The 17,549-nt window shown below is 58.3% G+C and carries 14 protein-coding genes and 1 pseudogene; 10 read left to right on the top strand and 5 right to left on the bottom strand.

The features are described 5' to 3' along the window. Nucleotides 1-105: 105 nt before the first annotated feature. Nucleotides 106-930 carry a hypothetical protein gene (locus E9954_RS00585; RefSeq protein WP_136077319.1) on the bottom strand — a complete coding sequence of 275 codons (825 nt, stop codon included), beginning with the start codon at nt 928-930 and terminating at the stop codon, nt 106-108. A 188-nt stretch (nt 931-1,118) separates the two neighbouring features. After that, entirely contained in the window at nt 1,119-3,074 is a 1,956-nt protein-coding gene (gene metG / locus E9954_RS00580) for a methionine--tRNA ligase (RefSeq protein WP_136077318.1), read from the bottom strand. A gap of 242 nt (nt 3,075-3,316) precedes the next feature. On the opposite strand from metG, the gene hisA reads away from it, so the two are divergent. Beyond that, nucleotides 3,317-4,072 (top strand): phosphoribosylformimino-5-aminoimidazole carboxamide ribotide isomerase, encoded by a 756-nt coding sequence (gene hisA / locus E9954_RS00575; protein WP_136077317.1) that lies wholly within the window; start codon nt 3,317-3,319, stop codon nt 4,070-4,072. 53 nt (nt 4,073-4,125) lie between these two features. Here the strand turns inward: hisA and E9954_RS00570 are convergent, their stop codons facing one another. From E9954_RS00570 to E9954_RS00560, 3 genes are all read right to left on the bottom strand, one after another. Continuing rightward, entirely contained in the window at nt 4,126-4,683 is a 558-nt protein-coding gene (locus tag E9954_RS00570) for a WbuC family cupin fold metalloprotein (protein WP_136077316.1), read from the bottom strand. Nucleotides 4,684-4,748: 65 nt separating this feature from the next. Then, nucleotides 4,749-5,519, bottom strand: a complete 771-nt coding sequence (locus E9954_RS00565; RefSeq protein WP_136077315.1) for a DUF481 domain-containing protein — start codon at nt 5,517-5,519, stop codon at nt 4,749-4,751. 85 nt (nt 5,520-5,604) lie between these two features. Next, a complete protein-coding gene (locus E9954_RS00560) occupies nt 5,605-7,281 on the bottom strand; it encodes an arylsulfatase (RefSeq protein ID WP_342793745.1) in 1,677 nt (558 codons plus the stop codon). A gap of 182 nt (nt 7,282-7,463) precedes the next feature. On the opposite strand from E9954_RS00560, the gene E9954_RS00555 reads away from it, so the two are divergent. The 9 genes and pseudogenes from E9954_RS00555 (at nt 7,464) to E9954_RS00520 (ending at nt 17,534) form a co-directional block, all read left to right on the top strand. Further along, entirely contained in the window at nt 7,464-9,086 is a 1,623-nt protein-coding gene (locus E9954_RS00555; protein ID WP_136077313.1) for a FumA C-terminus/TtdB family hydratase beta subunit, read from the top strand. Between the two features lie 33 nt (nt 9,087-9,119). Continuing rightward, complete coding sequence (locus tag E9954_RS00550) at nt 9,120-9,512, top strand: hypothetical protein (protein WP_136077312.1); 393 nt, start codon at nt 9,120-9,122, stop codon at nt 9,510-9,512. A gap of 84 nt (nt 9,513-9,596) precedes the next feature. After that, a complete protein-coding gene (locus E9954_RS33420; protein WP_281281186.1) occupies nt 9,597-9,725 on the top strand; it encodes a hypothetical protein in 129 nt (42 codons plus the stop codon). Between the two features lie 52 nt (nt 9,726-9,777). Then, nucleotides 9,778-10,698 (top strand): dienelactone hydrolase family protein, encoded by a 921-nt coding sequence (locus tag E9954_RS00545; protein ID WP_136077311.1) that lies wholly within the window; start codon nt 9,778-9,780, stop codon nt 10,696-10,698. Beyond that, nucleotides 10,694-10,915, top strand: a pseudogene (locus tag E9954_RS33585) (fumarate hydratase C-terminal domain-containing protein); the annotation flags it as partial. The gene E9954_RS00545 and the pseudogene E9954_RS33585, both read left to right, overlap by 5 nt. 177 nt (nt 10,916-11,092) lie before the next feature. Continuing rightward, nucleotides 11,093-12,799 (top strand): TolC family protein, encoded by a 1,707-nt coding sequence (locus E9954_RS00535; protein WP_136077309.1) that lies wholly within the window; start codon nt 11,093-11,095, stop codon nt 12,797-12,799. Continuing rightward, nucleotides 12,799-13,875 carry an efflux RND transporter periplasmic adaptor subunit gene (locus tag E9954_RS00530; protein WP_136077308.1) on the top strand — a complete coding sequence of 359 codons (1,077 nt, stop codon included), beginning with the start codon at nt 12,799-12,801 and terminating at the stop codon, nt 13,873-13,875. Before E9954_RS00535 ends, E9954_RS00530 begins: the two co-directional genes overlap by 1 nt. Continuing rightward, nucleotides 13,872-16,979 carry an efflux RND transporter permease subunit gene (locus E9954_RS00525; protein WP_136077307.1) on the top strand — a complete coding sequence of 1,036 codons (3,108 nt, stop codon included), beginning with the start codon at nt 13,872-13,874 and terminating at the stop codon, nt 16,977-16,979. The genes E9954_RS00530 and E9954_RS00525 overlap by 4 nt, the downstream gene beginning before the upstream one ends. A 183-nt stretch (nt 16,980-17,162) precedes the next feature. Then, entirely contained in the window at nt 17,163-17,534 is a 372-nt protein-coding gene (locus E9954_RS00520) for a DUF4186 family protein (protein ID WP_222846991.1), read from the top strand. Nucleotides 17,535-17,549: the final 15 nt, after the last annotated feature.

Raw genomic sequence — 17,549 nt, 5'->3', positions numbered from 1 at the left:
TAATTAAATATAAAGATGTTGGATGCTACCGGTTTGGCCCTCCGCGACCAAACCAAAAAAAACGCCCCGGCGTTCGGGGCGTTTGCATTGCGTTTGGCTTACCGATTAAAAATCGTATGCAATGTTGACTCCGCCCCAGAATTTTTCCTTGGCTTCGTATCTCTGCCCACCCGCGTCTTCGATCTGGCCACCATAGAGCCCGGTGTAGGTCAGGTTCACGCTTGCGGTGAGGTTTTCCATGATTTCGTAGCTCGCGTTGCCATAGAAATTGTAATCGTTGAATCCTTTGTCGCTGGTGCCCCAGTAGCCGGAGTTGTAGCGGGCATCGCCCCAACCGGTGGCAAAACCGACTTCAACCTTCAGGACATCGCTGACCTCGTAGGGGGCAACAATGTCGAACAAGATGTAGGAACCATCAATCTCGCCGATATCGCCATAGTAGGTTGCGGAGGGAATCACGAATTCCTTGAAGGTGAGCCAGTAGGCGGCGGCAAACAGCTCGGTGGTGGATTTGCTGTTTGTTCCCAATCCGTTAAGTGTAGTAGGCCCATTGGCCGGGAACTGGTAGTTGATGGCGCCAATGGTGAAGGACACATCGTTGAGATCCAGCGGAAGGGTGTAGGCCAGCGAAAGATCGACTTCCGAAAGGTCGTTTTCGACATCAAGATAGTTCTTGCTGAAGCTGTAGTTCGCCCAGACATTGAAGCTCACACCGTATTGGGCAACCGTGAACTGCGGCTGGAGGACGAAATCTTCGTTCTGAACCTGACCACGCCAAACCTGTGCGGAAACGAGTGCCAACTCAACCGAGGCTTCTGCATCGGCAATATCATTTCCCCCACCTTGGTTCACCATGAGATTGCCATCCTGGGCATTTGCAAAACCTGCAGCGAAAACAGCCGCCAAACCAATAGTCATAAATTTATTCACGAAGCATACCTCCAGTTGATCCGCCAAAAAAAACATCCACACCGCGCCCATCGCGGTATTTTGCGAAAACTTGCGCTAAAGATTGCACTTGCCCCACGGTGTTGCAATCCAATTCTCCGGCAATGTTCCCGCGCCTCCGAACGATCGATAAAACGCAGGAAAACAAAGGGTTTAACGCCCTTTCAAAACTACTTCACCGTTGCGCCAGAGCCGAGATCGCCATCGATGGTGACCAGCTTCAAATCATCGCCCTTCGAGGCGGCCAGCAACATACCTTCCGACTTCACGCCGCGCAGTTTGGCCGGCTTGAGGTTGGCGACGACGACGATGGTTTTGCCAACCAGTTCCTCGGGTTGGTAGTGCAGTGCGATGCCGGCGACGAGCTGCCGCGTTTCCCCGCCAAGATCAATCTGAAGCTTGAGCAGCTTGTCGGCCCCTTCGATCTTCTCGGCTTCCAGCACAACCGCCGTCTTGAGCTTGACGTTCATGACCTGGTCGAAGGTGATGAGGCCATCGGCGGATGGCTCTTCCTTTTTCTTGGGCTGTTGCTTCTGTTTTTTCGGTTTTTCAGCCGGCTTTTCTTCCATCTTTTCCAGTTCGATGCGCGGGAAGAGGGCTCCGGACGGAGCAATTCCGGAACCGGGTATGAGTACGCCGAATTCGGTCAGCTTGCCGAGGTGCGGCTTGGCGTCGGCCATGCCGAGCGCGGTGCGCAGGGCGAGCATTTTCTCGGGCATGACCGGATAGAGCAGCGCCGCGCAGACCCGCAGGCATTCCGCCGCGGTGTAGAGGCAGTGGGCCACTTCCGCTTCTTTGCCCTCCTGCTTGGCGAGGCTCCACGGGGCGCGCTCCTGCAAGTAGACATTAATCTTGCGGACAGCGGACATGACCAGCCCGACCGACGCATCGAGCTTCATATCGCTGATCATCGGGCCCATTTCCTCGGCGGCCGCAACGGTTTCTTTCCAGAGTCCATCCTCAAGCGCGGTGTCGAAACCACCGGCGGAAACGGCCGGGATCTTGCCGTCGCAGTAGCGACTGATCATGTTGAGCACACGGTTGGCCACATTGCCAAGGTCGTTGGCCAGGTCGGAGTTGTAGCGCTTCACGAAAGCCTCTTCGGTGAAGGAGGCGTCTTGCCCGAGCGTCATTTCGGCAATGAGGAAATAGCGGAAGGCGTCGACGCCGTAGCGGTCGATCATGTCCATGGGGTTGACGACGTTGCCAAGCGACTTGCTCATTTTGGTGCGTCCGGTGAGCCACCAGCCGTGGGCGAAGATGGATTGCGGCATATCGACATTCATCGCCTTGAGCATGGTTGGCCAATAGACGGTGTGCGTGGTGAGGATGTCCTTGCCGATAAGATGGCAGGAGCACGGCCACCACTTCCGGAACTGCTCCTCGTCCGACTTGTAGCCGACGGCGGAAATATAGTTGATAAGCGCGTCGAACCAGACGTAGGTAACGAAGTCGGTATCGAACGGGAGCTCGATCCCCCACGCGAGGCGCGACTTTGGCCGCGAAATGCAGAGGTCCTGCAGCTCCTTGTTTTTCAGGAAGCCGAGCGTTTCGTTGGCGCGGAAGGCCGGCTGGATGAAGCCGGGGTTTTCCTCGATGTATTGAATGAGCCAATCCTGGTACTTGCTCATGCGGAAGAAATAGTTGGACTCGATAATCTTGTCGACCGGGCGGTTGCACTCGGGGCAGTTGCCTTCGACGAGATCCTTTTCGGTGAAGAAGCGTTCGCATCCAACGCAATACCAGCCTTCGTATTCGGCCTTGTAGATTTCATCGCGATCAAACAGCTCCTGCAGGGTTTGCTGGACCACGGTCTTGTGACGCGGTTCCGTGGTGCGGATAAAGTCGTCGTTCTTGATTTCGAGACGTTGCCACAGTTCCTGGAAGCGGACCACGGTCTGGTCGCACTGCTCCTGCGGGGTGATGCCGTTGGCATCGGCGGCCTGCTGCACTTTCTGCCCGTGCTCGTCGGTGCCGGTGAGAAAATGGGTGGGCACGTCGAGCAGGCGGTGGTAGTTCGCCAGCACGTCGGCCAGGATCGTGGTGTAGGAGTGGCCGATGTGCGGTTTGTCGTTCACATAGTAGATCGGCGTGGTTACATAATATTTAGATGGTTTTTCGCTCATGGCACTTCTCTTCCGGGGTTTTGAAAATCGAGCGGGCATGATAGGCGGAACCCCGCAAGATACAAGCGTTAACCGCCTTCGGCGGGAAATCCGAATCCCGAACCCCCCAAATCCGAAACAAGCTCCAAACGACAATGCCAAAGTTGAAAACAAAACCTGCCACCATCTGCCATTTCGTGTATCTACTGTATTTCGTGGTTAACAATTCGCGCCCTATTGGCGTTCATTCGTGGTTATACTTTATGAAATTCAGACCCTGCATAGACCTGCACAACGGCAAGGTGAAACAGATCGTCGGCGGCTCGCTGGCCGATGGCGCCGAACCCGAAACCAACTTTGTCTCGGAAAAGCCGCCGGCCTGGTATGCCAGGCTCTATAAGCAGGACTGGCTGACCGGCGGGCACGTGATCAAGCTCGGAACCGGCAACGACGATGCCGCGCGCGAGGCGCTTGCCGCCTGGCCCAACGGCTTGCAGGTGGGCGGCGGCATTACGGCCGAAAACGCGTTCGAGTGGCTGGATGCCGGGGCCGCCCAGGTGATTGTGACCTCCTACCTCTTCCAGAACGGACAGCTTGATGAAACACGCCTGAACAAGCTGGTGGCCGAAACGGGGCGCGACCGGCTGGTGCTCGACCTGAGCTGCCGCAAGAAGGACGGCCAATACCACGTTGTGACCGACCGCTGGCAAACCTTCACCGAAACGATCGTGGATGAGCGATCGCTCCGGCAGCTTTCCGACTGTTGCTGCGAATTCCTCGTACACGGCGTGGATGTGGAAGGCAAGCAGCAGGGCATGGACGAAGAATTGATCGCCCTATTGGCCGAACACGCCCCCATCCCCTGCGTCTATGCCGGCGGAGTCCGCAACTTCGACGACATGGAAAAGCTGGCCCAAGCCGGGAGGGGCAAGATCGATGTCACCATCGGTTCGGCGCTCGACATCTTCGGTGGCACCATGCCCCTGCGGGATGTGGTCGAGTTCTGCAAAAGCAACTGACGACACCGAATGATCATACTTGCATAAGTAGGAAATGCATTTTCGAGCCCGTATTAGGGCTCATCCGGCCATTTCATACTTATGCAAGTATGATGTTTGGCAGCATAATCCAGCAGTTCGCCAAGGTATGCGGCCGACTCCGGGCTGTATTCCTCGGGAGCCCACGGAGCGAATTCCTTATCCGCCTTGGCATCGTACGGGCCGGGCTTAACCTCGAAGAGCACGGTATCGGGTTCGAGTGCCATGAAGCAGTGCCAGATTCCACCTTCGGTATCCACGCCGAATTCCGGCGCCCCCGCTTTCAGCCGCAGCACAACATCAACGGCCCCCTCCTCCGTGAACGTCAGATAGAGCAAGGTGCCGGAAAGCACGACAATGCTCTCCCCCCTTCCGGGGGCGTGGCGATGCGGGCGGATGTAGCTACCCGGCTGGAGGGTGTTGAGCATGCGCTGCAGCAAATCGCCGCCCTGTTTATGCAACGGCTGAATGATTCGGCCCCGCGGACTCTTGCGGGAGGCGGCCTTGCCGCCTGCAAGCAGTTCCTCGCCGATGGCCGTCAATGGGCCGTCGGGAGGCGGAAGCGCCATGGGATAGTCTGTTTTCTCTGTCATTTCATTTCCCTTAAAAACAAAAAGCCGCCCACCGGGCGGCTTTGTCGGAACTCAAAGCCCATGGTTTAGAAGTCGTACGAAAGACCGGCCATGAGTGTGATGTCGTTGTGCTTCACGACCTGATCGTCGATGAGGTTGTCATATTCATCGCGCAGCTCGGCGAACAAGGAAAGCTCCTCGTAGACCTGGCTGCGGATGCCCGTCACCAGCAAGCCGCCATTGTCGTTGCCGGTGTCATCCATGTTTGCGGTGTACTCGATGTTGAGGTAGTAGGACGACTTTTCGGTGATGTTCCAGAGGTAGTTGCCCGCCGCACGATATTCCCCGAAAGTCCGCTCGCCCGCCGCGGTGCGCTCATAGACATAGTTCAAGCCAAACGAGGCATCGAGCTTCATGTTGTCCGTGTCGATGAAGTAGTAACCGATGTTAGGACCAACCTTGCCCCGGAAACGGATGCTCTTGATCGAATCGTGCAGACCTTCTGCAAATATACCGGCGAAAAACTTGGAATCGCCGAACTTGTGGCGATATTCGCCCTGTGCGCGCACCTGGCCTTCGGTTTGCTGTTTTTCCGGATCCGGATCTGCGGGGGTCGGCGTTCCGGTCTTGCCGTACTCCGCGTAGAGCGAGCTCAGCACATCATGATGCTCACCGAAACGATCTCCCTTCAGGTTCATCGTGAAAAGCGACTTTTCGCTGTTGCCGTTGCGGTAGGTGGCCCCCATGGACAGGTTGCGCTCCCACTTAACGCCCGCTTCCGCGGCGTCGTCTTGGGCCATGCCGGCAAACGGGAAAGCAACCAGCGCGCTCAACAATACTCCATTGATCAATTTCATCCTTCATCTCCTTAATGTTTAATTTACGGGGAGAGCTTAGGGAATACTGCATGCCCGGGCAACCCTGAAGAAGGGCAATGAAAGGCTAGAGTTTCTTTTTCCCGGAGGATACATTCTTGTTTTTGGCGTTTGGCCAAGGGATGACCTGCGCGCGCTCGGCATAGGCCTGCCACATGGCGGCCAGCTCCCCAACCCGCTCCGGATGGCTGGCCGCCAAATCATCCAGCTCACTACGGTCCGCGGCCAGATTGTATAGCTCCCATTTTCCAGTGCGCCCCTTGGCCACCAGCTTCCAATCGCCAACGCGGACGGCACGGTTGCCCTCGTGCTCCCAATAGATCGCCTTGCGATCAAGGGATGCCCCACCGAACACGGGAACGAGGCTCCTGCCTTCCATGGGATGGATCTTTTCGTTGTTTCGCTCCGCCGGGTAGGCGGCGCCGGAAAGCTCCACGCAAGTTGCCATCAGGTCGATCAAATGGCCCGGCTCCTTTCGCAGCCCGTTCCTGGCGGAAATACCCTGGGGCCAATGGGCGATGAGCGGCGAGGAAATGCCGCCCTCGTGCACCCAGTGCTTATACTCGCGGTGCGGCGTGTTCGAAACATTCGCCCACCCGCGGCCATAGCCGATGTAGGTATCGGCCGGCCCCGGCATCACGTGCCCGCGCAAAACGGGCCATCCCTCGCGCGTCTGCTTCGGCCAGGAACCGGTGTAGTGCGCAACATCGTCGGGAATCGGATCGAGGGTGGGCTGGTCGGCACGGGTCACCAGCGGCCCCTTTTCCTTTCGCCCCCCGCTCTCGGCGCAACCGCCGTTATCCTGGAGAAAGAGGATCAGCGTGTTGTCGAGAGCCCCTTTCCTTTCCAGCGCCTTGACGATCCGCCCGATGCCCTGGTCCATCTGGTCGACCATCGCGGCATAGGTTTCCATGCAGGCAGCTTCCCATGGCTTGTCTTCGACCGCATCCCAGTTGCCTACGGTTGGCGAAAGGGATGCGTTCGGCTCCACCACCCCGAGTTTTTTCATCTTGGCCAGGCGCGCCTTGCGGATCGGCTCGTAGCCGGCATCATACTGCCCCTTGTATTTGGCCATGTCCCGTTCGCGCGCGTGCATCGGCCAATGGGCCGCCGTGTAGGCCACATACATGAAGAAGGGCTTCGCCGGATCGTGCTCGTCGATGAACATTGCCGCGTTGTCGCTGATGGCATCGGTGAAGTGATACGGCTCTTTCGGCTTGTAGACCGGGTCGTTCTTGATCGTGATCGGCTGGTTATCCCGCGTCAGCGAGTTGGGATCCCAAAGACTGGAAGCCCCGTTGATGATGCCATAGTAGCGATCGAAACCACGCTGGAGCGGCCAGTTGAATTTGTCGGATTCTTTTTCGGGATGCGTATGTTTGGTGACGTGCCACTTGCCGACCATATAGGTTGAATAACCCGCCGGGCGGAGCACCTCGCCGATGGTGACGCACTTGCGGTTCAGGTCGCCGCGATATCCGTCGAGCCCTTTGTCGGCCATCATGTGGCCGATGCCGGCCTGGTGCGGATAGAGGCCGGTCAGCAGCGAAGCCCGGGTCGGGCAGCAGCGGGCCGTGTTGTAGAACTGGGTAAAGCGGAGTCCCTTCCTCGCGAGGCCATCGAGCACCGGCGTTTGGATTTCGCCGCCATAGCAGCCGATATCGGAATAGCCCATGTCGTCCGACATCATGATGATGATATTCGGGCGCTGGCCCACTTCACCCACGGCCGAAACCGCGGCCATCGACGCGCAGAAACCCAGCGACTGAAAAAAAGAGCGTCTTTTCATTTTCCATTCCCCTGTTGTTTCCCCAAGGAACGACCACCCCGTCTTCCGGCGGACAAAGTCGGAATATTTAATGGCGGTTTCATGTAGTACCGCTATGATCCGAATTCATTACGAAGCATGCACCATGGAGATTTGCAATGAGCGACTACATCTATACCCCGACCATCCAGCATTCCGGCGACGACACCCCCTACCGCCACCTCACCTCCGAAGGCGTCCGCGTTGAACAATTCAACGGGCAGGATGTTCTCGTGGTGGAACCCGAAGCGCTCGAACGGCTCGCCTACGAAGCCTTCCACGATGTCTCCTTCTTCCTGCGCCCCGGCCACATGGCGCAGGTTGCCAAGATTCTCGACGACCCCGAAGCCAGCGAAAACGATCGCTTCGTGGCCAAGGCCTTTTTGGAAAACTCCATCATCGCCGCCTACGGCGAGCTACCCACCTGCCAGGACACCGGCACCGCCATCGTAACCGGCACCAAAGGCGCGCACGTCTGGACGGACTTCGACGAAAAGGAAGCCCTCTCCAACGGCATCTTCCGCTGCTTCCAGGAATTCAACCTGCGCTATTCCCAGATCGCCCCGCTCTCCATGTTCGCCGAAAAGAACACCGGCAACAACCTGCCCGCCCAGATCGACCTCTACACCGCGCCCGGCCTGGCCTACAACCTGACCTTCATCGCCAAGGGCGGCGGCTCCGCCAACAAGAGCTACCTCTTCCAGAAAACCAAGTCGTTGCTCACCGAGGAAAACCTCGAAGCCTTCCTCAAGGCCGAACTGTTCAACATTGGCACCGCCGCGTGCCCGCCCTACCATTTCGCCATCGTCATTGGAGGCACCTCCGCCGAAGCCACCATGAAACAGGTCAAGCTCGCCTCCACCGGCGCGCTCGACGACCTGCCCACCACCGGCGACGCATCCGGCCGCGCCTTCCGCGACCTCGAATGGGAAGACCGCATTCTCAAAATGGCGCAGGACTCCAAGATCGGCGCCCAGTTCGGCGGAAAATATTTTTGCCACGACGTCCGCGTCATCCGCATGCCGCGCCACGCCGCCTCCTGCCCCGTTGGCCTCGGCGTCTCCTGCTCCGCCGACCGCAACATCAAGGCACGCATCACCCGCGATGGCCTCTTCCTCGAACAGCTCGAACACGATCCCGCAAAGTATGCCCCCGCCAACCTCGGCCAGGAAGAAGACAATGCACCTGCAATCGACCTCAACCGCCCGATGGCGGACGTGCTCGCCGACCTCTCGCAATACCCCGTCTGCACCCGCCTGCGGCTCAACGGCACGCTCATTGTCGCGCGCGACATTGCCCATGCAAAAATCAAAGAGATGCTCGACCGCGGCGAACCGATGCCCGACTACTTCAAGAACCACCCCGTCTACTATGCCGGCCCGGCCAAATGCCCCAAAGGCAAACCCTCCGGCTCCTTCGGCCCCACCACCGCCCAGCGGATGGACCCCTATGTCGAGCCCTTCCAGGCCCAGCGCGGCTCCATGGTCATGCTCGCCAAAGGCAACCGCACCCAGACCGTCGTCGACTCCTGCGCCAAGCACGGCGGCTTCTACCTCGGCTCCATCGGCGGTCCCGCCGCCCTGCTCGCCGAAAAAAACATCAAATCCGTCGAGATCGTCGATATGGAAGAACTCGGCATGGAAGCCGTCCGCAAGATCGAAGTGGTCGACTTCCCCGCCGTCATTCTCACCGACGACAAAGGGAACGATTTTTTTGCGGATGTGCTGAGGGGCAACTCGTAACAACAACATCTAACCCGAATCAGGGAGCAACAAGTGAAGCACATTAGAATCGCAACCGCATGCATCGCACTATTGGCCAGCCCAGCCAAGGCCGACTCGTGTACGAATGGGGCAGATAAAGCCTGTGTTAAAAAGGCACCTGAGTCTCAAACTCAACAAGCGGAAAAAACTGAAGAACGTAAAAAAGCAGCAACTACCATGATCTACCCTCTCAGCCGCACCAAGGGAGAGCAACTGAGAGCAAAGCTAGTCGATACCACCACAAGGCAAACGAGAATCATTGAAATCAAAGACGACATGAAGGAATTAAAGCTAGAATGTCCGGATGACAAATGGACTGTACTCATACTGGAAAAGTTTGATCCCGAGAAACAAAAATGGATCGAAGTCCATAAGATCAGCAGAGGCCCCCAGAAACTAAACTGAAACGGCACGACTTCACCGAACTCACGAAGAAGAAGCAGGGTACCCGCATAAGTGCCAGTGCTATCTCATACCAAGATCGAGGAAATGGTTAACCACGGAGAGCCGGTTCCCAAATACTTCAACACACATCCCGTCTACCATGACAACCCCGCCGTCATCATCGTAGACGAAAATGGCCCCGACTTTTTTGCTGATAAACTCAAAGGGAAATGAAGAAACAAGGCGTTCCGATCCTTTACCAAAAACTAAATCAAGGAGATACTCCATGCCTGAAGCACAGCAACAGGAAACCACGGTCACCCAACCCATTCCCCAGGAAGCCTTCGACTGGTACGATGAATATGCCCATGGCTTGATTACGCGGGAAATGTTCATGACCCGGCTGTCGTCGCTGGCCACCGCAGGCTTCACAATGGGCATGCTGCTCCCCGTGTTGATGCCAAACTATGCCGCCGCCGAACAAGTCTCGTTCAATGATCCGGACATCAAAGCAATCTATGCAACGTTTCCAGCGCCCAAGGGACATGGCGAAGGCCGGGGCTATCTTGTGACCCCATCCAATATGCCGGAAAAAATCCCGGTAGTCCTGGTGATTCATGAAAACCGAGGGCTCAACCCATACGTCAAGGACGTTGCCCGACGGCTCGCTAAGGCGGGTTTTATCGCCTTCGCTCCCGATGCGCTGCATCCACTGGGCGGCTATCCGGGCAACGACGACAAAGGCCGGGCCATGCAAAAATCGTTGGATCGGGCAAAAATCGAACAGGACTTTATCGCGGCGGCGCAGTTCCTGAAGTCGCATAAGTCGGGTAATGGAAAACTCGGAGCCGTGGGATTCTGTTTCGGAGGCTATATCGTCAACATGCTGGCTGCCGCCGCTCATGACACCCTGAATGCCGGCGTTCCCTTCTACGGAACCCCGGCAGCCAAGGAGCTGCGCAAAAACATCAAGGCTCCGTTAATGATTCAGCTGGCCGAACATGATAAACGGGTCAACGCCAGCTGGCCCGAGTACGAAGCCGACTTAAATGCGAGCGGCGTTGAATATATCCTGCACATATATCCGGAATGCAACCATGGTTTCCACAACGACTCAACCGGCCGTTACAACGAGGAAATGGCAGAGCTGGCCTGGCAAAGAACGATCGATTTCTTCAAGCAACACCTCCTTTCAGAAACCCACTGATGACTGCACCAAATACAACGGCTTCTACCTCGGCTCCATCGGCGGCCCCGCGGCCCTGATCGCCGAAAAAAACATCAAGTCCGTCGAGATCGTCGACATGGAAGAACTCGGCACGGAAGCCGTCCGCAAGATCGAAGTGGTCGACTTCCCCGCCGTCATTCTCACCGACGACAAAGGCCACGACTTCTTTGCGGATGTGCTGAGGACAAGCACATAACCTAGATCCGGGAATGGAAATGCCGGAAACGGTGCCGCCGCCAGGGAAATCGTTATCCCCATCAGTTGATCCGCCACATAGCAGCCGCGTCAACAGCCCATCCGGGCGCTTCCTTGCGCAATCTTTCTTTAAAAGAGGATTGGCTACAGGCATGGTTCGTGCTACGTACTATCCGCCATGAAAACTATTTCGAAAGAGGAATTTGTCGACTTTATGTCGGAGGTGTTGCCCGAGCTGATTTCGTCGGTCATGCGAGAGGATACGAGCGCCGTATCGAAGGGGGCCATTTCGGTGCCGCAGTTCTGGGCATTGCACTACATCAACCAGCATGGGCACCTCACGGTCAACGCGTTGGCGGCGGCATTGCACCGCGGGAAATCGACCACATCGGCCTTGCTCCAACGTCTGGAAAAAAGCGGGCTGGTGAAGCGCCGACGCAGCGCCGAAGACCAACGCATTGTCCAGGTTTCGCTGACTCCGAAGGGGAAGAAGCTGGTTGACCAACTCGCCGCCAACCGCAAGATGGGTATACGCGAAACCTATGCCACGCTCTCCGCAGAGGAGCGCACCCAGCACATGCTGATGCTGCGGAAAATCATCCAGCATGCCCGCACGGCGGCCCTGGCGGTCGCCTTGCTGATCCCCTCCCTATCCTTCCCGCAAACCACCAACCGCTACTCGCTTGAAGCAAGCATCCAAATCGGACTGAAGCGGTCGCTAACGGTGGCGAACGCGGCACGCAACCGCGAGATTGCCGAAATGACGCGCAAGCGGGCCATCTCGCAGGCGATGCCGAAACTGACCGGCACGGCCAACTATACCGCCTTCGACCCGGACAACATCAGCGGCACCGAAAGCAAGGGCGTCGGCGCCTCGGCAAACTGGGAAATCTTTTCCGGGGGCCGGACGCTCTCGGCGATCCGCGCATCGAAATCCTACCGCAGGCTGACCGCCTACCAGGAGCGGCGCGTGAGGGCCACGCAGGCCCGCGACATTACGCTGGCCTACTACGAAGTCCAGCTGGCCAAGGAACAGGTTTCCGCGCTGGAGCAATCGGTGGAGCAACTCGCGGGGTTCGAAAACGAAACCCGGAAAAAGTACGATGCCGGAACCGTTTCGGAGTTCGACTGGCTGAGTGCGAAGGTTTCGCTGGCCAATGAACAACCGCGGCTGATCGTTGCCGAAAACTCCCTGAGCCTGGCCATTGAAGGGTTCCGCAACCTGACCTTCATCGACGACGAATTTTTCGAGCTGACCGAACCACTCACCAACGTCCCGGTGCAGGTCAATCTCGACCAGGCCATTGCCCTTGGCTTGCGGAAGCGCCCGGAGCTGATGGAGAAAGCCAGCTCGGTCGAGCTGCGCAAGGAAGACATCAACCAGCAGAAGAGCGACTATTACCCCAGCCTGAACCTATTCGCGAACTACGACTACACGAAGCCCGATCCCTACAGCTTCTTCCTGGGCGAATCCGGTTGGCAGGGGCATTGGTACACCGGCATCGGCGCCAGCTGGAACCTGTTCGACGGCGGTGCACGGAAATCCAACGTGGCCGAGAGCAAGCTGAACCTGGCCATCGAAGAGGACGAATACCGCGACCTCGAGCGCTATGTTTCGCTGGATGTGCGCTCGGCCTGGCTCCGCGGTCGCGATGCCGCGGAAATCATCGATGCCTCCCAGGAAACCGTTGGCCTCGCCACCCGCGCACTGCAGATTTCCCGTTCGCGGTTCGATGCCGGCCTCGGCACCAACCTGGAGGTCACCCAGGCCAACGTTGAACTGAGCGATGCCCGGCTCGCACGCTCGCAGGCGCTTTACGAATACATGGTGGCCGTCGCCCAGATGAAATATGCAGCAGGCATTCTTTTAGAGGAGTATGAATAATGAAAGAGCGGAAAAACGCCATTAAAATCGTCTTGCTGGCCATCGTCCTGGGGCTCGTGCTGTTGATTGCCATGTTCAATTTCATGAAACGCCACGCGAAGCCCATGCCGGAGGCCACCGAGGCCGCCATGCCCGTGCTCACCATGCCCGCGCGGCTGACCAGCACCGCGGACATCGTCTTTCTCCCGGCCCTCATCGAAGCCAACGTGGACGCCATGCTGGCCGCCGAAAAGGCGGGGCGCATCGTGGCGCTCAAGGCCGACCGCGGCGACCGCGTTGAAAAAGGGCAGTTGCTGCTGCAGATCGACGACCGCATTTGGCAGACCAACCTCAAACAGGCCAACATTGCCGCCAAGGACGCAGAAAAAAACTTCGGACGCTTCAAGACCCTGAAGGAATCCGGCGCCGTTGCCGACAGCGAGTTCGATAGTATCGAGACCGCCCACATCCGGGCGGAAGCCATGGCCACCGAGGCCGAAATAAACATCGAGCAGTGCCGCGTTGAATCGCCGGTGAACGGCACGGTGAACGACCGCTTTGTCGAAGAAGGCGAATATGTGCAGCCCGGCACTCCGGTTTTCCAGGTGGTGGATACCGCCACGCTGAAGGTGGTCGTGCAGATCCCGGAAAAGGACATCTATTCGATCCAGCTCGGCGACACGGTCTCGTTCGGCGTCCAACCGCTGAAGGACCGCACCTTCGAAGGCAAGGTGACCTTCGTCGCCGCGCGGGCCGACGGCCGCAACAATGCCTTCCGCGCCGAGATTACGGTTGAAAACTCCGACGGCATCCTTCGCCCGGGCATGATTGCGCTGGTCGAGTTCCACCGGGGCATCAACGAAAACATGGTCTCGTTGCCGATGTCCGCCGTGCTGCCCTCGAAGGGCGACCATATTGTCTACCTCGCCTCCGACGGCCAGGCCGTGCGGCGCAAGGTGACGCTCGAGACGATCACGCGCAAAAACGCCATGGTCTCGCACGGGCTGGAAGAGGGCGAGCTGGTCATCATCGAAGGCAACCGTACGCTGAGCGACGGCCAGCGCGTGGAAATCGTTGAAGCAGGTGGCGGCGAATGATTGTAACCAACTATGCCATCAAATTCCGCACGGCGGTTTTTGTGTTTATCGCCGTGCTGGTTTGGATGGGCTACAAATCCTACAAGACCCTGCCGCGCGAGGGCTCGCCTGACATCACCATCCCGCAGGTGTTCGTAACCGCCATCCATCCGGGCACCGCCCCGGAGGACATGGAAAACCTCGTCTGCATCCCGATCGAAAAAAGGCTCAACGAGCTCGGAAGCGTGAAGGATATCTCGGCCATGGCGGCCGACAGCGTGGTGGTCTTCACCATCGAATACATGGCCGGCGTCGATGTCGACACCGCCATCCAGCGCGTGAAGGACAAGATCGACCTCGCCCGCCCCGACCTGCCCGACGATCTCGACGAACCGGTGGTGGAAGGCCTCAACTTCAGCACCGACATCCCGATCATGCGCTTCGCCCTCTCCGGCGACCCCGACCTGGAACGGCTCAAGAGCACCGCCGAATTCCTGCAGGACGAGATCGAGAATATTTCCGGCGTCAAGGAGGCGCGCATCGTCGGCACCCGCGAGCGCGAGATCCGGCTGGAGTTCGACCTGCCGCGCCTGGTGGCCTACAACATTCCGCTGTTCGATGTGGTTGGCCTGATCGGCAAGGAAAACGTTACGATGTCGGCCGGCATGCTGGAGGTGGACGAAAACAAGGTGCAGGTGCGCGTGCCCGGCGAATTCGTGCTGGCCTCCGACCTGCGCGACCTGGTGGTGGTGCAGCGCGAGAACCGCCCCATCTACCTGCGCGACATCGCCACGGTCTCGGATACCTACAAGGACCTCGAAAGCATTTCCCGCATCAATGGCGAAACCGCCGTTACGGTCGAGGTGTTCAAGCGCGCCGGCGAAAACTCCGTCCACCTGATCGACGAGGTGAAGCAGCACATCGACCCCACCAGGATCTCGAAGGATATCCACATCACCATTGTCCAGGACGATTCCAAGGATATCCGCGACATGCTCGCCGAACTGGAAAACAACATGGCGTCGGGTTTTTTCCTCGTCATCGTCGTGCTGCTGATTTTCATGGGGCGGCGCAACAGCCTGTTCGTCGGGCTGGCCATCCCCTTCTCCATGCTGCTTTCGTTCACCATCATGTCGCTGATGGGCATCACGATGAACATGGTGGTGCTGTTCGCCCTGATCCTCGCCGTCGGCATGCTGGTCGATAACGGCATCGTGATCGTGGAAAACATCTACCGCCTGCACTGCGAAGGGTTGTCGCGGATGGAGGCCGCGCGGCAGGGCGCGGCGGAGGTAGCCTGGCCGGTCACCACTTCGACCCTCACCACGCTCGCCGCCTTTTCGCCGCTGTTGTTCTGGCCGGACATCATGGGCGAGTTCATGAGCTACATTCCACAAACCCTCATCATCACCCTCGCCTCGTCGCTCTTTGTTGCGCTGGTGATCAATCCGGCCATCTGCTCGGTGCTGATCAAGCGCGGCAAACGCAACTTCGACGACAACCGAACCGAGCACCACCCCTTTGTGCGCGGCTACGAAGCCCTGCTGCGCCATGCGTTGCACCACCGCGCCACCCTGCTGATCATCAGCCTGCTGTTCCTCATCCTGAGTTCCCAGCTCTACGGCCGCTTCGGCAAGGGCGTCTCGCTGTTCGTCAACACGGAACCGCGCGCCGCCCAGATCGAAGTCCGCTACCCGGAAGGCACGGCCATTGAAAAAACCGATGCCGTCATGAAGCACGTCGAGAACGCCATCAGCGATCTCGACGACATTGAGTTCATCCTCGCCACCACGGGGCAAGGCATGGGCAGCGGATTTTCGGAAGGCAGTGGCGGAACCTACCTGGGATCGTGCTACATCAAGTTTGTCGACGAAAAGGAACGCGTGGGCAAGACCTCCGAATTGATCCAGAAGTTCCGCGACCGCATTGGCCGGATCCCCGGCGTGGAGATCAAGATCGATGCCTTCGAGGAGGGGCCGCCGCAACAACCTCCGGTCAACATCGAGGTGTCCGGGGAAAACCTGGAACAGCTCAACGACATTGCCACGGAGATCAAGCGGCGCATCAGCCCGGTGCCGGGGCTGGTCGACCTGCGTTCGAACTATGAGAGCGCATTGCCCGAGCTGCAGTTCATCGTCGACCGCAAGCGGGCCGGCGTGCTGGGGCTCGACACCGAAACGATCGGCTTTTTCCTGCGCACCTCGATCTACGGTACGGAATCGCAACGCAAGTTCCGGGCGGGCGAGGACGAGTTCGATATCACCGTACGCCTGCCCCGCCCTTCCCGCGAACAGTTCAACCTGTTGGACGAAATCTACATTCCGGTGCAGGATGCCGAACCCGTTCCGCTCTCCTCGCTGGGCAAATTCGAATATACCTCCGGGCGCGGCGTCATCCGCCGCAAGAACCAGAAACGTGTCATCACCATTTCGGGCAACAAGGATGGCCGCGAATCGAACGAGCTACTGGCCGACATTGTCCCCATCGTCAGTTCAATCAAGATGCCGCCCGGCTACACCATCGTTTACACCGGCGACCGGGAAGACCAGGAGGAGTCGTCGGAATTCCTGTCGCGCGCGTTCATGCTGGCGCTGGCCGGCATCGTGGTGGTGCTGGTGCTCCAGTTCAACTCCGTCATGCTGCCGTTCGTGATCCTGCTCTCGATCATCCTTTCGATCATCGGCGTGATGTGGGGCCTGCTGCTCACGCGCATGCACTTCAGCATTGTCATGACCGGTGTGGGCATCATCAGCCTGGCCGGCATTGTGGTGAACAACGCGATCGTGCTCGTCGACTGCATCAACCAGATGAAAGCCAAGGGGCTCGACACCCGCGAAGCGGTCGTGCACGCGGGCCGCCTGCGGCTGCGCCCCGTCCTGCTGACGGCGGTGACGACCATTCTCGGCCTGATCCCGATGGCCATCGGCTTCAGCTTCGATGTGCATACGTTCCGCTTCTCCGCCGGCGGCGCAACATCGGCCTGGTGGGCGCCCATGGCCATTGCGGTGATCTTCGGCCTGGCCGTTTCGACCTTGCTCACGCTGGTGCTCGTGCCGCTGATGTATAGCCTCGCCGATTCCTTCGCCGCCTTCCTCCGTCGGCATATCGTGATTGGTGAGGACTGACGTGAAGCGTGAAGTGTGAGACGTGACGATTGAAACGTGAGGAATTGAAAACATCACATTTCAACCCTCATGAATCACTTCTAGTATTTTTTGCTATTTTTCCCGTATGCGGAGGCTTGCTCTTCCGCTAGAGCCTGTTTATGCTCTGGCAGTTAGGTCGGAAAATTAATCGAGGACACGATTGTGGTAAAAATATCAGACAAGGACTGGGACGCACTGAAGAAAAAACTGGCCGACGACGGTCGCCTGGAAAAATTCATCCTGGGCGAACCGGAGCAGGAATATGTCACATCCCGTGGCATGGAAATCCTGCGACTGCATGCGACCGACTTCGTGAACAAGCGCCTTGCCCCGGCCAAACCCAAGAACGACGGACGCCAAACCCCGACCAAGGGACACCCCGTCTTCATTGCCCAGCACGCCTGCGGCTGCAACGACCGTTCGGCCGTAGAGGAATTCTTCGGCTATGAAAAGGGCCGCGAACTCACGGAGGACGAAGTCGACATCATCGTCGACACCATCCTTCGCTGGATCGACGAGCACCTCGACACCTAAGGCCCGACCCAACGG

Source organism: Pontiella desulfatans (assembly GCF_900890425.1).
GTDB lineage: Bacteria > Verrucomicrobiota > Kiritimatiellia > Kiritimatiellales > Pontiellaceae > Pontiella > Pontiella desulfatans.
Note: the sequence above shows the minus strand (reverse complement) of the source record. Positions and strands in the feature narration are given on the sequence as shown.